General features: G+C 60.9%; 12 protein-coding genes and 1 tRNA gene. 1 reads left to right on the top strand and 12 read right to left on the bottom strand.

The features are described 5' to 3' along the window. Window positions 1-109 precede the first annotated feature (109 nt). From rpoB to secE, 7 genes are all read right to left on the bottom strand, one after another. A complete protein-coding gene (gene rpoB / locus AC0L2L_RS22305; protein WP_473581219.1) occupies window positions 110-4246 on the bottom strand; it encodes a DNA-directed RNA polymerase subunit beta in 4137 nt (1378 codons plus the stop codon). A 260-nt stretch (window positions 4247-4506) separates the two neighbouring features. Continuing rightward, entirely contained in the window at window positions 4507-4884 is a 378-nt protein-coding gene (gene rplL / locus AC0L2L_RS22300; RefSeq protein ID WP_473581218.1) for a 50S ribosomal protein L7/L12, read from the bottom strand. 54 nt (window positions 4885-4938) lie between these two features. Continuing rightward, window positions 4939-5457: a 50S ribosomal protein L10 gene (gene rplJ, locus AC0L2L_RS22295; protein ID WP_473581217.1), complete on the bottom strand. Its 519-nt coding sequence runs from the start codon at window positions 5455-5457 to the stop codon at window positions 4939-4941. Window positions 5458-5902: 445 nt separating this feature from the next. After that, window positions 5903-6601 (bottom strand): 50S ribosomal protein L1, encoded by a 699-nt coding sequence (rplA, locus tag AC0L2L_RS22290; RefSeq protein WP_473581215.1) that lies wholly within the window; start codon window positions 6599-6601, stop codon window positions 5903-5905. Window positions 6602-6605: 4 nt separating this feature from the next. Beyond that, window positions 6606-7034, bottom strand: a complete 429-nt coding sequence (gene rplK, locus AC0L2L_RS22285) for a 50S ribosomal protein L11 (RefSeq protein WP_095765524.1) — start codon at window positions 7032-7034, stop codon at window positions 6606-6608. A 184-nt stretch (window positions 7035-7218) separates the two neighbouring features. Further along, complete coding sequence (gene nusG / locus AC0L2L_RS22280) at window positions 7219-7746, bottom strand: transcription termination/antitermination protein NusG (protein WP_027170382.1); 528 nt, start codon at window positions 7744-7746, stop codon at window positions 7219-7221. A 27-nt stretch (window positions 7747-7773) separates the two neighbouring features. Continuing rightward, window positions 7774-7977, bottom strand: a complete 204-nt coding sequence (secE, locus tag AC0L2L_RS22275) for a preprotein translocase subunit SecE (RefSeq protein WP_027170383.1) — start codon at window positions 7975-7977, stop codon at window positions 7774-7776. A gap of 639 nt (window positions 7978-8616) precedes the next feature. Here secE and AC0L2L_RS22270 point away from each other — a divergent pair. Then, on the top strand, window positions 8617-8862 hold the full coding sequence (locus AC0L2L_RS22270) for a hypothetical protein (protein ID WP_473581212.1): 246 nt from the start codon (window positions 8617-8619) through the stop codon (window positions 8860-8862). A 42-nt stretch (window positions 8863-8904) separates the two neighbouring features. Here AC0L2L_RS22270 and AC0L2L_RS22265 read toward each other — a convergent pair whose 3' ends face one another. The 5 genes from AC0L2L_RS22265 to AC0L2L_RS22245 all read right to left on the bottom strand — a co-directional run bounded on the left by AC0L2L_RS22265 (window position 8905) and on the right by AC0L2L_RS22245 (window position 16041). After that, on the bottom strand, window positions 8905-11268 hold the full coding sequence (locus tag AC0L2L_RS22265; protein WP_473581211.1) for a S8 family peptidase: 2364 nt from the start codon (window positions 11266-11268) through the stop codon (window positions 8905-8907). A gap of 155 nt (window positions 11269-11423) precedes the next feature. After that, a complete protein-coding gene (locus AC0L2L_RS22260; protein ID WP_473581209.1) occupies window positions 11424-12617 on the bottom strand; it encodes an AAA family ATPase in 1194 nt (397 codons plus the stop codon). A 926-nt stretch (window positions 12618-13543) separates the two neighbouring features. Then, window positions 13544-13619 (bottom strand) — tRNA-Trp (locus tag AC0L2L_RS22255). A 149-nt stretch (window positions 13620-13768) separates the two neighbouring features. Further along, window positions 13769-14254, bottom strand: a complete 486-nt coding sequence (locus tag AC0L2L_RS22250) for a group II truncated hemoglobin (RefSeq protein WP_473581208.1) — start codon at window positions 14252-14254, stop codon at window positions 13769-13771. A 182-nt stretch (window positions 14255-14436) separates the two neighbouring features. After that, on the bottom strand, window positions 14437-16041 hold the full coding sequence (locus AC0L2L_RS22245) for a COG3904 family protein (protein WP_473581282.1): 1605 nt from the start codon (window positions 16039-16041) through the stop codon (window positions 14437-14439). Window positions 16042-16139: the final 98 nt, after the last annotated feature.

The following is a 16139-nucleotide window of genomic DNA, read 5'->3' as shown; positions in this document are numbered from 1 at the left end:
ACCGGCCGTAGACTCTTGGTTGAGCATGATCTTGGCCGAAAACCGGTGGCCACTTTTCGGGATCATGCTCAGGGCGCGCCGCCTCATCAAGCGCGGCGCGCCATGACCTTTACTCGGCTGCGTCGGGCAGGCGCGTCTGGTTCTCTTCGACCTGGGTGTTCTCCAGCTCGACATTGAGACCCAGCGAGCGCATTTCCTTGACGAGAACATTGAAGCTCTCCGGAATACCCGCCTCGAACGTGTCGTCGCCGCGCACGATCGCCTCGTAGACCTTGGTGCGGCCGGCGACGTCGTCCGACTTGACCGTCAGCATTTCCTGCAGCGTGTAGGCGGCGCCGTAGGCTTCGAGCGCCCAGACCTCCATTTCACCGAAGCGCTGGCCGCCGAACTGCGCCTTGCCGCCCAGCGGCTGCTGGGTAACGAGCGAGTACGGGCCGATCGAACGCGCGTGGATCTTGTCGTCCACCAGGTGATGGAGCTTCAGCATATAGATGTAGCCCATCGTCACCTTGCGATCGAACGGCTCGCCGGTGCGGCCGTCATAAAGCTGCGACTGACCGCTGGTGTGCAGGCCAGCCTGCTCCAGCATGATGTTGATGTCGGCTTCATGCGCGCCATCGAACACCGGGGTCGCGATCGAGACGCCGCGGCGCATCTGTTCGCTCAGGCGAATGATGCTCTCGTCGTCATAGCTGCGCACCGGCTCGTTGCGGTCGTTGGCCGGCATGAAGCTTTCGAGCGTCTTGCGCAGCGGCTTGATGTCGCCGCCCGCCTTATACGCGTCGATCAGCTCGCCGATCTTCCTGCCCATGCCGGCGCAAGCCCAGCCCAGATGCGTTTCCAGGATCTGGCCGACATTCATGCGGCTCGGCACACCCAGCGGGTTGAGCACGATGTCGGCATGCGTGCCGTCCTCGAGGAAAGGCATGTCCTCGACCGGAACGATGCGCGACACGACACCCTTGTTGCCGTGACGGCCGGCCATCTTGTCGCCCGGCTGCATCTTGCGCTTCACCGCTACGAAGACCTTGACCATCTTCATGACGCCTGGAGGCATTTCGTCGCCGCGCTGCACCTTCTCGACCTTGTCCATGAAGCGCTGCTCGAGCGCCTTCTTGGACTCGTCGTACTGGCCGCGCAGAGCCTCGAGCTCGCCCTGGAGCTTCTCGTTCTCCACGGCGAACTGCCACCACTGCGAACGCGGATACTCGTCGAGCGTGTCCTTCGACAGCTTCGAGCCCTTCTTGAAGCCCTTCGGCCCGGCGATCGCTTCCTTGCCGACCAGCACGTCGGAAAGACGTGCATAGACGTTGCGGTCGAGGATCGCCTGTTCGTCGTCGCGGTCCTTGGCCAGACGCTCGATCTCCTCGCGCTCGATCGCCATGGCGCGCTCGTCCTTCTCGACGCCGTGGCGGTTGAAGACGCGCACTTCGACAACCGTGCCGAAAGTGCCCGGAGGCATGCGCATGGAGGTGTCGCGGACGTCCGAGGCCTTTTCGCCGAAGATGGCGCGCAGGAGCTTTTCTTCCGGCGTCATCGGGCTTTCGCCCTTCGGCGTGATCTTGCCGACCAGGATGTCGCCCGGCTGCACTTCGGCACCGATATAGACGATGCCGGCCTCGTCGAGGTTCTTCAGCGCCTCTTCCGAAACGTTCGGAATGTCGCGCGTGATTTCCTCCGGCCCGAGCTTGGTGTCGCGCGCCATGACCTCGAACTCCTCGATGTGGATCGAGGTGAAGACGTCGTCGGCCACGATGCGCTCGGAGAGCAGGATCGAGTCCTCGTAGTTGTAGCCGTTCCACGGCATGAACGCGACCAGCACGTTGCGGCCGAGCGCCAGATCGCCGAGCTCGGTCGACGGACCGTCGGCGATGATGTCGCCCTTGTTCACCCGGTCGCCCATGCGCACCAGCGGACGCTGGTTGATGCAGGTGTTCTGGTTCGAGCGCTGGAACTTCATCAGCCGGTAGATATCGACACCGGACTTGCCGGGATCGAGGTCTTCCGTGGCGCGGATGACGATACGGGTGGCGTCAACCTGGTCGACCACGCCGCCGCGGCGGGCGCCGATGGCCGCGCCCGAGTCGCGGGCGACGACCGGCTCCATGCCGGTGCCGACGAACGGCGCCTCGGCGCGCACCAGCGGCACGGCCTGACGCTGCATGTTCGAGCCCATCAGCGCGCGGTTGGCGTCATCGTTCTCGAGGAACGGGATGAGCGCTGCCGCGACCGACACCATCTGCTTCGGCGAGACGTCCATAAGATCGACGTTTTCGCGCGGCGCCATCATCACTTCACCGGCGTTGCGGCAAATGACGAACTCGTCGACGAAGCCGCCGTTCTTGTCGAGCTCGGCGTTGGCCTGCGCGACATGGTGCTTGGCCTCTTCCATGGCCGACAGGTAGACGACCTCGTTGGTCAGCTTGCCGCCCACGATCTTGCGGTAGGGGCTTTCGATGAAGCCGTACTTGTTGACGCGCGCGAAGGTTGCGAGCGAGTTGATCAGGCCGATATTCGGGCCTTCCGGCGTCTCGATCGGGCAGATGCGGCCGTAATGCGTCGGGTGCACGTCGCGCACCTCGAAGCCGGCGCGCTCGCGGGTCAAGCCGCCCGGTCCAAGCGCCGACAGGCGGCGCTTGTGGGTGATCTCCGACAGCGGGTTGGTCTGGTCCATGAACTGCGACAGCTGCGAGGAACCGAAGAACTCGCGCACGGCGGCGGCCGCCGGCTTGGCGTTGATCAGGTCCTGCGGCATGACCGTGTCGATCTCGATCGAGGACATGCGCTCCTTAATCGCGCGCTCCATGCGCAGCAGGCCGACGCGGTACTGGTTCTCCATGAGCTCGCCGACCGAACGCACGCGGCGGTTGCCGAGATTGTCGATGTCGTCGATCTCGCCCTTGCCGTCGCGCAACTCAACCAGCGTCCTGACCACGGCCAGGATGTCTTCCTTGCGCAGCACGCGCACGGTGTCCTCGGCCTTGAGCTCGAGGCGCATGTTCATCTTGACGCGGCCGACGGCCGACAGGTCATAGCGCTCGCTGTCGAAGAACAGCGAGTTGAACATGGCTTCGGCGGTCTCGAGCGTCGGCGGCTCGCCCGGGCGCATGACACGGTAGATGTCGAACAGCGCGTCCTGGCGGCTCTCGTTCTTGTCGACGTTGAGCGTGTTGCGGATGTAGGCGCCGACATTGACGTGGTCGATGTCCAGTATCTGGATCTCGTCCTCGCCGGTGCCGAGCAGCACCTTGAGCGTCTTGTCGTCGATCTCGTCGCCGGCTTCGAGGAAGATCTCGCCGGTGCCATAGTTGACGATGTCCTCGGCGAGATAGTTGCCAAGCAGATCCTCGTCGGTCGCCTTGATGGCCTTTAGACCCTTATCGCCGAGCTGGCGGGCCTGGCGCGCGGTGATCTTCTTGCCGGCCTCGACAACGACTTCACCCGTGTCGGCGTCGACCAGGTCGCCGACGGCCTTGAGGCCGCGGAACCGCTCGACGTTGAACGGAATGCGCCAATGGTCGCCGGAGCGCTTGTAGGTGATCTTGTTGTAGAAGGTCGACAGGATCTCCTCGCCGTCCATGCCGAGCGCCATCAGCAGCGACGTCACCGGGATCTTGCGGCGACGGTCGATGCGGGCGTGCACGACGTCCTTGGAATCGAACTCGATGTCGAGCCACGAACCGCGATAGGGAATGACGCGCGCGGCAAACAGAAGCTTGCCCGACGAGTGCGACTTGCCCTTGTCATGGTCGAAGAAGACGCCCGGCGAACGGTGCATCTGCGAGACGATGACGCGCTCGGTGCCGTTGACGATGAAGGTGCCGTTCGACGTCATGAGCGGCATGTCGCCCATGTAGACGTCCTGCTCCTTGATGTCCTTGATCGACTTGGCGCCGGTATCCTCGTCGATATCGAACACGATGAGGCGCAGCGTCACCTTGAGCGGCGCCGCATAGGTCAGGTCGCGCTGACGACACTCGTCAACGTCGAATTTCGGTGCCTCGAACTCGTACTTCACGAACTCCAGCATCGAGGAGCCGGAAAAGTCGGAGATCGGGAAGACCGACTTGAAAACGGCCTGCAGTCCTTCGTCCGGACGGCCGCCCTTGGGCTCGTCCACCATCAGGAACTGGTCATAGGATGCCTTCTGAACCTCGATGAGGTTCGGCATCTCCGCAACTTCCGGGATCTTTCCGAAGAACTTGCGTACGCGTCTGCGGCCATTGAAAGTCTGGGTCTGGGCCATCGTCGCTCCTTAGCTCTAAAACTCGGGGCGAACCTCGCAGCGGTTCGCCTTGCACCAACGGGCGGCCTCGGCGGCTGCCCCTAATCTGTTTTTCCGGCCGCCCTTTCCAATCGCTTGGCGGTTGCCGGCTAAAACGGGAGAAAACCCGTTTCCTGAAGGTCGCTTGCGGCCCTCAGGAAAAAGGTTTTCGAACGCCTCGCGCAACAAAACCTCCCTTTGCAGGGAGGGGCGGACGGCGCGAGACCGTCCGCCCTTGCCTGTTACTTCAGCTCGACCTTGGCGCCAGCTGCTTCCAGCTGAGCCTTGAACTTGTCGGCATCGGCCTTGGAAACGGCTTCCTTGACCGGCTTCGGAGCCGCTTCGACCAGGTCCTTGGCTTCCTTGAGGCCAAGGCCGGTGATGGCGCGGACTTCCTTGATGACGTTGATCTTCTGGGCGCCGGCATCGGCGAGAACGACGTCGAATTCCGTCTTCTCTTCAACCGGAGCAGCGGCAGCGACAGCGCCGCCGGCAGCGGCAACCGCCACCGGAGCAGCAGCCGAAACGCCCCACTTCTCTTCTAGGAGCTTCGACAGCTCAGCCGCCTCGAGGACGGTCAGCTTCGAAAGGTCGTCTACGATCTTCGCGAGATCAGCCATTGTTGTATTCCTTCGTTAGGTTCGAACGTGTGTTTGTGATAGCGAGGAACGGCCTCATGCCGCCTCGTCCTTCCGGGCATAAGCGCCAATGACGCGCGCGACCGAAGCCGCCGGCGCATTGACGATCTGGGCGATCCGGGTTGCCGGCGTGGCGATCATGCCAACCAGCCTGGCGCGGAGCTCGTCGAGCGACGGAAGTGTGGCGAGTGCCTTCACACCGTCGGCGTTGAGCGAAGTGGTGCCCATCGCGCCGCCGAGAATGATCAACTTGTCATTCCCCTTGGCGAAATCGGACGCGACCTTCGGCGCCGCAATCGGATCCTCCGAATAAGCGACCAGCGTCTGTCCCTTGAACAGATCGATGATCGATGCGGAGTCCGTGCCCTGAAGAGCGATTTTGGCGAGACGGTTCTTCGCGACTTTAACGGTGCCACCGGCAGCGCGCATCTTCGACCGAAGGTCGTTCATTTGCGCGACGGTGATACCGGCATAGTGGGCCACGACCACTGAACCCGCGCTCGAGAACGCATCGTTCAGGCCCGTGACGAGTTCGCGTTTTTCCGCTCTGTCCACTGCCTATCTCCAGTTGACCCCTGCCCCACCAATGGGAACATTCCCATTTAAAGGACAGGCGTCGGGTTGCCTTTTGCCGGCCGGGCCATCCAAAACCGGATCTCCCGAACGACGCTCGAGGATCCTGCCCCCTTTCGCCACACCGACGGCCAAGCCGGCGATGCGCAGACAAAAGGCAAACACGGTTCGAACCTTTCATTGGAGCTTGTCGCTCCTTTGTCGGGTCTTCACCCGTCTCATGCAGGCCCAAAGTGAATTAAGGCTTTTGGGCCGCCTGCAATCTCGGACAGGATATCCGGAAACCTTCCGGCTTCCGGGTTACCGGGCCGCCGACGGATCGGCGGTCCGGAATTCTTCTTTGTTGGAGCATGATCCTTCCCGAAAACCGGTTCCCACTTTTCGGGATCATGCTCTAGCGATCGGCCTAAAGCCGACCAGATGACGCTTACGACGCGGCGAGCGTCGCGAGGTCGAGCTTGAGGCCAGGGCCCATCGTCGAGGTGACGGACACCTTCTTGAGGTAGTTGCCCTTGGCGCCCGACGGCTTGGCCTTGTTCACCGCATCGGCGAAGGCGCGGACATTCTCTTCCAGCGCCTTGACGTCGAACGAGACCTTGCCGACGCCGGCCTGGACGATGCCGGCCTTCTCGACGCGGAACTCGACGGCGCCGCCCTTCGAAGCCTTGACGGCCGCTGCCACATCGGTGGTCACGGTGCCGACCTTCGGGTTCGGCATCATGCCGCGCGGGCCGAGCACCTTACCCAGACGGCCGACCAGCGGCATCATGTCCGGAGTGGCGATGCAGCGATCGAAATCGATCGTGCCCTTCTGGACGATTTCGACGAGGTCCTCGGCGCCAACGATATCGGCGCCGGCGGCCTTGGCTTCCTCGGCCTTGTCGCCACGGGCGAACACGGCGACACGCACCGAGCGGCCGGTGCCGTTCGGCAGGTTGACCACGCCACGGACCATCTGGTCGGCATGGCGCGGATCGACGCCGAGATTCATCGAGATCTCGACGGTCTCGTCGAACTTCACCTTGGACCGGTCCTTGAGCAGCTGCAGCGCCTCGGAGAGCGCATAAGCCTTGTTCGGATCGATGCCTTCGCGGCTCTGGGCGACACGCTTTGCAATCTTTGCCATGATCTTAGCCCACCACTTCCAGGCCCATCGAGCGGGCGGAGCCCTCGACCATGCGCATGGCCGCCTCGACGTCGTTTGCGTTAAGGTCCTTCATCTTCTGCTCGGCGATCGCGCGCACCTTGTCGCGGCTGATCGTGCCGGCCTTGACCTTGCCCGGCTCCTTGGAGCCCGACTTCAGGTTGGCGGCCTTCTTCAGGAAGTAGCTCACCGGAGGCGTCTTCATGACGAAGGTGAACGACTTGTCCTGGTAGTAGGTGATGACGACCGGGATCGGCGATCCCTTCTCGAGCTCCTGGGTCTGCGCGTTGAACGCCTTGCAGAATTCCATGATGTTGATGCCGCGCTGACCAAGCGCCGGGCCGATCGGGGGCGACGGCGTGGCCGAACCCGCGGCAACCTGGAGCTTGAGCTGGCCTGCAACTTTCTTAGCCATCTCTATTCCTGCCTTTTCTCATGCCGGCCCCATTATCCGGGAAGCACGGCGGTTGCAGTCTGGTGGTGCGGTTCCGACAGCCGGCTATGCCGCCTTCGCCTCCCACCGTTCATGCGGCGCCCATTCGCGCCGCCCGACGCCTTTCGGCGCGGTATCCCGTCGCCTTTCGGCGCGGGTATTCGGATCAGCCCTTTTCGACCTGTCCGAATTCCAGATCGACAGGCACGGCGCGCCCGAAGATCGAAACTTCCACCTTGAGGCGGGCGCGCTCCTCGTCCACTTCCTGGACGACGCCGTTGAACGACGCGAACGGACCGTCCGAAACGCGGATCGCCTCGCCGATCTCGAAGGTGACCGACGGCTTCGGCCGCTCGACGCCCTCCTGGACCTGGTTCAGGATGCGCTGCGCCTCGGCCTCGGTGATCGGCACCGGCTTGGAATCACCAAGGAAGCCGGTGACCTTCGGCGTGTTCTTGACCAGCGAGAAGACAGCGTCGGTCAGGTTGGCCTTCAACAGCACATAGCCCGGGAAGAACTTGCGCTCGGCGTCGACCTTGCGGCCGCGGCGGATCTCGACGACCTTCTCGGTCGGCACCACGATCTGCTCGATGTCCCCGGACAGGCCCTTCTGCTTGGCCTTGTTCTCGATATCCTCGGCGACCTTCTTCTCGAAGTTCGAATAGGCGTGGACGATATACCACCGCGCAGTCATTTCACGACCTCTCCGTAAACCGCCGAATTAATGCCCGAGACCCAGGATCCACTCGATCGCATAGCCCATCAGAATGTCGGCTGCGAAGAAGAAGAGCATCGCGATCACCGCGAACACGAGGACCATCACGGTCGAGATCATGGTTTCGCGCCGCGAAGGCCATGTCACCTTGGCCGTCTCCGCGCGAACCTGCTGGAGAAAGGTGAAGGGATTAGTGGTTTTCGAAGCCATGCGCCGCCTGTTTTAAAGACCCGTTGGCCGGGCCTCCTGGATGATCCCGCTGACCGGGACGTGCCGCCTGGGCTCTATGCGAAGCGAATCAGCGCCGCTATTTCACCCACGCAAATCAGACGCGTAAAGCCGGCTTCCCAGCTCCACGCGTCGCGTGTCTGTCTCGTCTACATAAAACCGATTCTTGATCCACGCAAGTGGCAAGGTCCGCTTTATGCCCTAACGCCGCCTCGGAACCATCCAGTCGTCCCGTCCCGGCTATACGGGGCTTATGCCCCAATTCCCCCCATATGGCAAGCCACCCGCCGATTTTCAACCGCGTAGGCTTGGATTGGCCAATTTGGAAAATGGCACGGGCAGCAGGGCTCGAACCTACGACCTGCGGTTTTGGAGACTGAATAGCCTTCTCACATCTACTTGTTTACATACAGATTATAGCCGCTTTCATAATCGATGTGTAAGGATTTGTGTAAGGAAAGCTGGCCTTTTTCAACCGTATTTTTGGCTCTTCCCTTCATTTTCTGCACCGTGGATGATGAGAACCTGGAAACATCTTAAGGTTCGGATATAGGCGGGGCCTGCTCAGAAGGCCCATCATCTGTATGATGGGCCTGTCAATGCAGAATTGGACCCGGGAACATGAGTGCGAACGATAGCCGTTTCGACGGGAAGAAGATCTACAAGGCCGGTAGCGCCAGCTCGGCCATCTATGACATTCGCGGCAGCCGCATCCATAAGGCGGGCAGCGCGAGCATGGCCGAATACGAAATCCGCGGAAATTCCATCCACAAGGCGAACAGCGCCTCCATGGCTCAGTTCGATATCCGGGGCACCAAAATTCACAAGGCAGGGAGCGCAAGCATGGCCGTCTATGAAATACGCTAAGGGGCGCCGCCCCTCGCGCCCGCAAGCGTGTCGTGCACTTGTCTAGACCCGAGTCGTCACACGCGCTGCTGTCCGGATGTCGGAAATCTGGAAGGGGCTTGCAGCCAATTGCTGGCGCATGACGTTAAACACCGGCTCCTCGCCAGCCATGTCTTCAATGGTGAGAATAGCCGTAAACGGAATGCCCTCCTGTGGCACGGCAGAGTTGTCGGTCCGGGATAGGTAACTCACCAGAAGTCTCCAGGTGGATGACGATCCCCGGCCCTGCGGCATCTGATCCCCGTAGACTTTCACTGGGCTCCACTTCAGGCCGTGCTCGATACGCTCCGCCTCGACTGGATGCTCAACGGACGAATCCGGAAGATAAAGCGGCTTCAGCTGCCCTTTCCAGCTGTGCTTTCCGTCCTTGATTGTTTCCTGCTGCAGTGCCGCTTCGACGTTGACGCGAACGAACTCCGCACCGAAGCGTTGATCGAGGGGCGGACTGGAAACGAGGGTTAGGCGCACTTTGCCCCGGCATCTGCCGCTTTGCACCAAGCAAGCCGGCCATGCGAATTCGAATTTCAACTGTTTTCCCGGCATAAGACGTGCTGCGAAGACCAGGGTGATCTGACTGTCGTCGCCTTCCAAAATCTCGGCGACAGAGGGGGGCGTTCCGTGGCCAACGAGCTGGCGCCCGATAGTGCTGAGCTCGTTTGCGCCCATGCCTGATGGCGTTCTGGCATGGTGTGTGAGCAAAGCCACCAGGGTTTCTCTAGAAACGTTACCCTCGATTAGCGCGTCCAAGAGAGCGGCCTGCTTTGCCAAAAGCGGCGCGGCGAAACTGGTGCCGCAGCTTTCGGTGACAACCCCATTGGGATCGACCGAGTAGTGACCATGCGCTTTGGATGGCAATCCATGGCCGCAGCCGCCTACGTGGGCAAAGTCCGGTTTCACGAGGCACTGGATCCCTGGCCCGCGTCGGGAATAGTTGGCGGGAACATGCCCTATCGCACCGTCAAGGAAGGTGGGATTCAATGCCCCTACAGAGATATTCCTCGCACTCTCCGCGGGAATAAAGATGCCGTCGTTTTGGCTCGTCGCCATCATCTGCAAGACAGAGGTAACATCTGCGCTCCATTCCTGGCGGGACGTGGAAAGATTACCGGCCGAGATGCAGATCAGAACGTCGTGCGTGTCCGCTATCTGATCGAGCCGCTCGGCGACCTTGCTATAATTATTTGAAGCCACGAGCGTCTGCACGTTCATGCTGAAGTTGAAAATACGCACGTTATGGCGGGTGCGCGCCTCAATAATGGCGTATTCGACCTGTTCGAAAAACCCGTTGAGGTCGCCATGGTAAGCGGTGAACGCCGTGTCTGAAGAGGGTAGCACGGCAATATCGTATATCTCGGTGCCATCTGGATCGGCGCAGGTGTCTAAGCCGTTAAGGGTGGAGGCGGCAACCAAAAGGCCGCCGATAAAGGTGCCATGCGTGGGATCGATGTCGCCGTCCGCCAGTTGATCCCAGCGACCGATAAGCCAGTCACCCAAGGCTGCGTCACTAACACCACCGTCGATGACACCGACTCGAGGCCAGCTTCTCGTGACGTCCCGGGGAGGCATGACGAATCCGTTTGGCGAAGTGCGACTGGTTGTGGATGGGTTGGCGCTCGGCACCAAAATGCCTGGCAACTCGATGCGCTTTACCAAGGGGTGGTTCTCAAGAAATTTGAGAACCTGCATGTGCCGCTCCATCCTGTCGTCGAAAGGCGCGAGAGCGGAGAATTTTGCGCCAGGACCAGGGCCCTCTCCAGTAATCTGGACACGCGGAGGTAGCGATGAACGTTCCAGTCGAACGGACACACGTGCCATGTTATGCGAAGACTTGTCCGCCAGGCGGTTTACCGTCAGACCGCTGCCGAATCCCTGCAACCCTTTCAAGAAAGATACATACAGGCGTTGCCGCATGCGGTCCGCATCCCAGTCCCCTTGAGGTGGCGGAGAGTCGAATAGTTCAACCTCATATTGGCCGCCCGTCTTGCTGTTGGAGAGCCAGACCACGGCCTTCTCGATGTCAAAACGGCGGCGGTCAGCGGCACTGTAGAGTTCAATCCGTTCGATCGCGCCCGTTTCACTGCGGCGAGCGGTCGGATGTGCCTCAAGTTTGTTGGTGACCTTGTTCTTTTCCCATTTCACACGGTCCTCTGCCTGCCGCACTTGGGCTGCGGCCTGATCCAACGAGCGAGGGGTCACCTCAAGAATCAGCTCGCCGAGATCCAAACCTCCGACCAATGGCGTCCTGTCTCCCGGAAACAATGCGGACAAAGGACGATGACTCTTCGCCCAGGCTCGCCGGCGCAGGATGACCTTGATATGACCCACTTCGCCGAAAGAAACGGCGTTGCGCCGGATCTCTTCCGCCATTCCCTCCAATTGCCCTACTATCTTATCGCGATGGGCTGGAAACGCGTTCTCATTGTCCTGGAAAAAGTCCGTCCGATTACCCCGACCAGGAGGTACGTCTCGGTCTTCCGAGAAGTTGTTGGCATTGAGAACAATCTGGACTGGGGTTGCCATGGCTAATCGCTCTTTTTCGCTTTGCGATCTTGTTTGATGATACGGCTAATCGTGGACTTGTCCCGCCCCAGCAGTTCGCCCAGCTCCGACATGGAAAAGGGGGGGCTCTCGGCATCGTGAAGCGCTGAGATTAGGTTCGCCTGGTCGCCAAACAGAAGAGTGCGCCGCGCTTTACTAAGCCGACCGCTGTTCATCGTGGCAAACTGCCGGAACACGTCGAAAACCTCTTCGGATGCATCGCCGCGGACCGCCCGGAGCTTCTTGTAACTTCGGACAAGCGTCTCTAGTTCGGCGCCGGTCGCCCCATCGGTAAACCAAGCCAACAGCTTGATGTGCGACTCCGGGACCTCGGCTGGCACCATGAAAGCACGCGCCATTTCAAGTCTCAGGGGCAGGTCCGGAACCGGGATTTCGAGTTGTATCTCGAAGCGCCTCCACACCGCCGAATCCAAGAGTTGTGGATGGTTTGTGATACCGATGGTGAGACCCACATCATTGCGTGCATCTAGGTTCTGGAGCAGCGTATTCACAATACGTTTGATCTCGCCGACCTCTTGCGGGTCGTCCCGCAGCTTGGCCAAAGAGTCGAATTCATCCAGAAGCAGGATGCAGCGATACCGGCCCGCGAACGAAAAAAGCGCACCGATATTGCGGGCGGATGTGCCCAGAAAGGACGACATGAGGCTATCGAGACGCGCCACAACGATCGGCAAGTCGAGTTGTCTCGCGATCCAGTAGGCCAGCCGGGTCTTTCCGGTTCCCGGAGCACCGAAGATCAGGCATGACTTGGCGGGCGAGACATCGAGCGCTTCGAGCTCGCTCAAATGGCTCCATTCGTCAAGCAAGCTCTTCACGGCCGCCCCGACGGGCGCGCTAAAAAACGGCGCGGTCGTGCTGACTTGTTGGGGGAAAATCACCTCCGCCAAAGCACTAGCCGTCTCCTTGTCAACGGGAAGCGGCGTATTGGGTGTCAGTGTTTCCCCTGCCAACACAGCCTTAGAGCGCACCAGCCTACTAGGTGCCATATCTCCGGCACGGTCCGCACTAGTAAGGATACCGTTCAAAGTGCCCGCCTGCTTTGCCTCCCCGGCTTCCTTGAGTGCGGCAGACAGCCGTTCGATCTGTTTGCGGACAGCAGGGTTCGGCGTAGCCATGGCAGCGCGGCAAAGCGCCTGCACAATCGGAAAGTGGTCCATGGTTGAAGCCTTTGAGTTGGAAATATCTGACGTATGTTGCATGATGCCACCAGAACGATGAGTATGCAAGCATCATAGTTGCGCTATTTGGCAACTTGTTGCGTATGTTTGATACATCGTTGCGTCATTTATCGCAGAGAGTGTGGGAGTTATGTCGACGACCTGATGGACCCTACCTATGAGAGCAAAGGTCGAGCTGCAAAAGCGCCAGTCACTGAGTGCGCCATCTGGCACCGGACCATCACGCGCTTTCAAAACGATTCTAAGGCTGCTGCCAAACCGTCGTCGAGGGCCTAGATGCAATCCGAAACAAGCTCAGTGGCGCTCTTGGCAGGGCCGTAAACCTTTCGGTCCGACGGAAGGTGTGCTGTCATCGCCGTTGACCTGGCTGCGCTATGTCAAACTTCGTGCTTCGGACCTGGGACACGGATCAATCAACCGATACTGGAGGCGCTTTCCAATGCCAGTCTGGCAGTTGCCAGCTGGCTATCCGTGCAGCATGCCGGCGATTGCTTCCGTCAACTCCATCCGCTTTATGTGCCTGCCTCTGCCGAACCTGATCGGTGGCAAAACATCGGGATAAGTGTCCTTTCCCGCAAGCTCAATTGCAAATGGCACTAGTTCCTCGCAATCGCATAAGGCCTCGCCGGTCTCACGGCGGTACTGGCTGTTTCTGTAAATGAGGGCCTTTGTCAGACGCAACGCTACTGGCCGTCTCTGCACCCTACAAAAAAGTCCGCAAAGGTCGTCCATCGTGCCTAGTTTACGCCGATAGACGTGAACTTTGCCTTCCAGAATCGTGTGATTTTCCGCCACTGCCAGACACTCCCTGAGCACGTGCAAGTTTGTGCAAGAGATGTGTAAGGCAACTTTCGGCGTCCTCGCCAAGCAAGGCGATATCTAAGTACCTGATTTCCTTGAGGAAATGGCACGGGCAGCAGGGCTCGAACCTACGACCTGCGGTTTTGGAGACCGCCGCTCTACCAACTGAGCTATGCCCGTACGTGCGCAAATCGGCGCAGCAGGCGCTTCCTAAAAGCTTCCGCGTGCTCTGTAAAGAGTGGTCAGATACAGTTTCATTGGCTTTGCCAGAAATAGGGATTTCCCAGGTCGCTGGCAAAGGATCGGGTTGACGGTCTGGTCCGCCACGCTCACGATTTTCCAGCCGGCGGCTTGTAGGGCCCGCCCGGAACGCCCCAGCCCCAGGCCGGCATTGGTTCGGTCTCCGGGTCGCAGGTCTCGCCGATGTTGGAGTTCATCTTGGCCAGCCGCGATCCCCATTCGACATAGCCCATGAAGGCTGAACGGAACTCGGGATCGTCCGGCAAGCCGACCTCATCGGCCGCGTCGGCGAGAAGATTGATCCAACGCCGGCGCTGCTCCTCGGTCAAATGCTTGCCGAGATGATGCATCACCATCTCGCGATGGCCGCCGTGCTTTTCGCTGTAGGTCTTCGGTCCGCCGAAGACCTCGCCGATGAAGGCTGCGACGTGAGCCGGATGGTCCGGCGACATGTTCTTGAACACGGGGCCGACGATCGGGTCCGTCGCTACCTTGTCGTAAAAAGTCCGGGTCAGCCGGTTGAGAGCCTCGCCGCCGCCGGCCCATTCATACAAAGTCGGGACGTCCTCGCGCATCGCCGATCCTCCATTCTGCAAACGGCGCAAGCAAGATAACGGCACCACCCTGCCCTGCTCAACCTGCCTCGATGGCCAGTGCAAAAGTGGCGCTAAAAGCACGTCGCGTTGAAACGGATTCAATCGACGCGCTTTATGTCATTGTTCGCTCCCGCAAAACCGCTGCGCATTTTTGGGCGACATTAAAGCTTCGCCGGCGACGACGCCTCGGCATTGGTCGCCGGGAGAACCCTGCAATTATCGGGCTTCGGCGACGATTTGCAGATGGTCGCGCCGGTCAGCGCGTCCACCGATTGCGGCCCTGTCGTCAACCCGAATTCCTGCAATTCGTCCTGCGTGAGTTCCCTGTGCTTGGCGTACTGCGCCGACTGCATGGCGACGAAAAAGCCCGAGCCGACCGCCATCTCATCGAGATACGCCCTGACCTTTTCTTCCATGCCCATGGAATGCACCAGGAAATGCGCATCCGCACCAACGAGGCGCCTGGCGCCGCCAGCGATCATCACCGCGCAGGCGGCATCGCATTCGGCGCCGGCATCGATGGTGAGGCCGCTATGGAGACCGTCTGTCGCGACGCACCCGACTGCGCCGGGATCGCAGTCGAGAAAATCCGTCCGGGCGACCGCCATATTCAGCCCGCGCGCGCGGATCAGGCGGCCCGCGGCAAGCGCAGCCTGCACATCTCCGCCCGGCGAGTTGATGACAATGGGCAAGCGGCGCCCGCTGAGGGTATCGAGCAGCTGGCGAAGCTTGTCGGCCGTGCCCGCGGCGATCGTGCCTTCGGCTGAGATCCATTCCGGACAATCGGGGTTGCAGAGCGGATTGCTGCCGCGAACGAGAACGAAGCGCATCTCCTGGTCCTGGACCTGCGGCGCGGGCACGGTGGCGGGAGCGGGAGCAGCGGGGGCGGATCCGGCTTCGACGGCCGCTACCTCGACCGGCTTCGCGTTCGAGGGCACCTCGCGGCAATTCGCAGGCACGGGATTGCGCCGGCAAATGGTCCTCTCGGTCAGCAAATCGAGCGAATCGAGGCTGGTGACGAGCTTCATCTCCAGCATGTCCTCGGGTTCGATCTGCTTGATGTCGCTGGCCGGCGTGGCCTTCATCACGCCCAGCACGCCCTGTTCGATGCCCATCTCCTTCAGATAGGCCGACAGCCGCTTCTCGACCGCCTTGCCCATCTCATAGGTCTTGTAGCTGCCGGCATTCTTGCGGCTGACGACCTTGGTGCTGATGATCTTCTTCTTGCCGTTCACGACCCGATAGGTCGTGCGGTAGAGCAGCTTCTCGCGCCGATAGGTGGTGGTGATCTGGTGGACGCCGAGATAGGCCCATTCGCCGACGACGCGGCGGATGCCGCCGGCAAACATCAGCGGGCAGGCCGAATTGCACATCGCGCCGCTGTCGTAAGCGACGCCGGAATAGGGCTGGCCCTTGCCGTCATTGTCCCGGCAATTCTTCATCGCCGGCGAGCAACCGGAAAACTCCGTGATGCCGACCGCGATATCGAGCTTGTTCTTGCGGACCATGCGGCCAAGCTGGAGCGCGGCGTCGACATTGCCGCCGGGAGAATTGACGACGATCGGCAGTTGCCGCCCGCCAAGCGTCTTCAGCAGACGCTTGAGCAGCCTCGGCGTGCCCGCGTCGATCGTGCCTTCGGCCGAAATCCATTCCGGGCAATTCGGCTCGCAGCCCGGCGCGCTGCTGCGCACGACGATAAAGCGCATCGTCGGACCGTAGTCCGGCGCTTCTTCCTTGGCGGTGGCGCCGAAGGCAGCCAAACCCATGGCCATGGCCAATCCCAGGCGGACCAACCCGCGCCAGTACCGTATGGTCTTTGAACGGAATGCGGAACCCACGCCTGACAAGCCTCTCCGTGCAACCC

The organism is Mesorhizobium sp. WSM4832 (assembly GCF_055811115.1).
This window is presented reverse-complemented; position numbering and strand designations above follow the sequence as displayed.

Excerpts from the sequence above, each read along its gene's own strand:
- rpoB (WP_473581219.1), bottom strand. The coding sequence starts at position 4,246 with ATGGCCCAGACCCAGACTTTCAATGGCCGCAGACGCGTACGCAAGTTC.
- rplL (WP_473581218.1), bottom strand. The coding sequence starts at position 4,884 with ATGGCTGATCTCGCGAAGATCGTAGACGACCTTTCGAAGCTGACCGTC.
- rplA (WP_473581215.1), bottom strand. The coding sequence starts at position 6,601 with ATGGCAAAGATTGCAAAGCGTGTCGCCCAGAGCCGCGAAGGCATCGAT.
- rplK (WP_095765524.1), bottom strand. The coding sequence starts at position 7,034 with ATGGCTAAGAAAGTTGCAGGCCAGCTCAAGCTCCAGGTTGCCGCGGGT.
- nusG (WP_027170382.1), bottom strand. The coding sequence starts at position 7,746 with ATGACTGCGCGGTGGTATATCGTCCACGCCTATTCGAACTTCGAGAAG.
- secE (WP_027170383.1), bottom strand. The coding sequence starts at position 7,977 with ATGGCTTCGAAAACCACTAATCCCTTCACCTTTCTCCAGCAGGTTCGC.
- AC0L2L_RS22270 (WP_473581212.1), top strand. The coding sequence starts at position 8,617 with ATGAGTGCGAACGATAGCCGTTTCGACGGGAAGAAGATCTACAAGGCC.
- AC0L2L_RS22265 (WP_473581211.1), bottom strand. The coding sequence starts at position 11,268 with ATGGCGGAAGAGATCCGGCGCAACGCCGTTTCTTTCGGCGAAGTGGGT.
- AC0L2L_RS22260 (WP_473581209.1), bottom strand. The coding sequence starts at position 12,617 with ATGGACCACTTTCCGATTGTGCAGGCGCTTTGCCGCGCTGCCATGGCT.
- AC0L2L_RS22250 (WP_473581208.1), bottom strand. The coding sequence starts at position 14,254 with ATGCGCGAGGACGTCCCGACTTTGTATGAATGGGCCGGCGGCGGCGAG.
- AC0L2L_RS22245 (WP_473581282.1), bottom strand. The coding sequence starts at position 16,041 with ATGGGTTTGGCTGCCTTCGGCGCCACCGCCAAGGAAGAAGCGCCGGAC.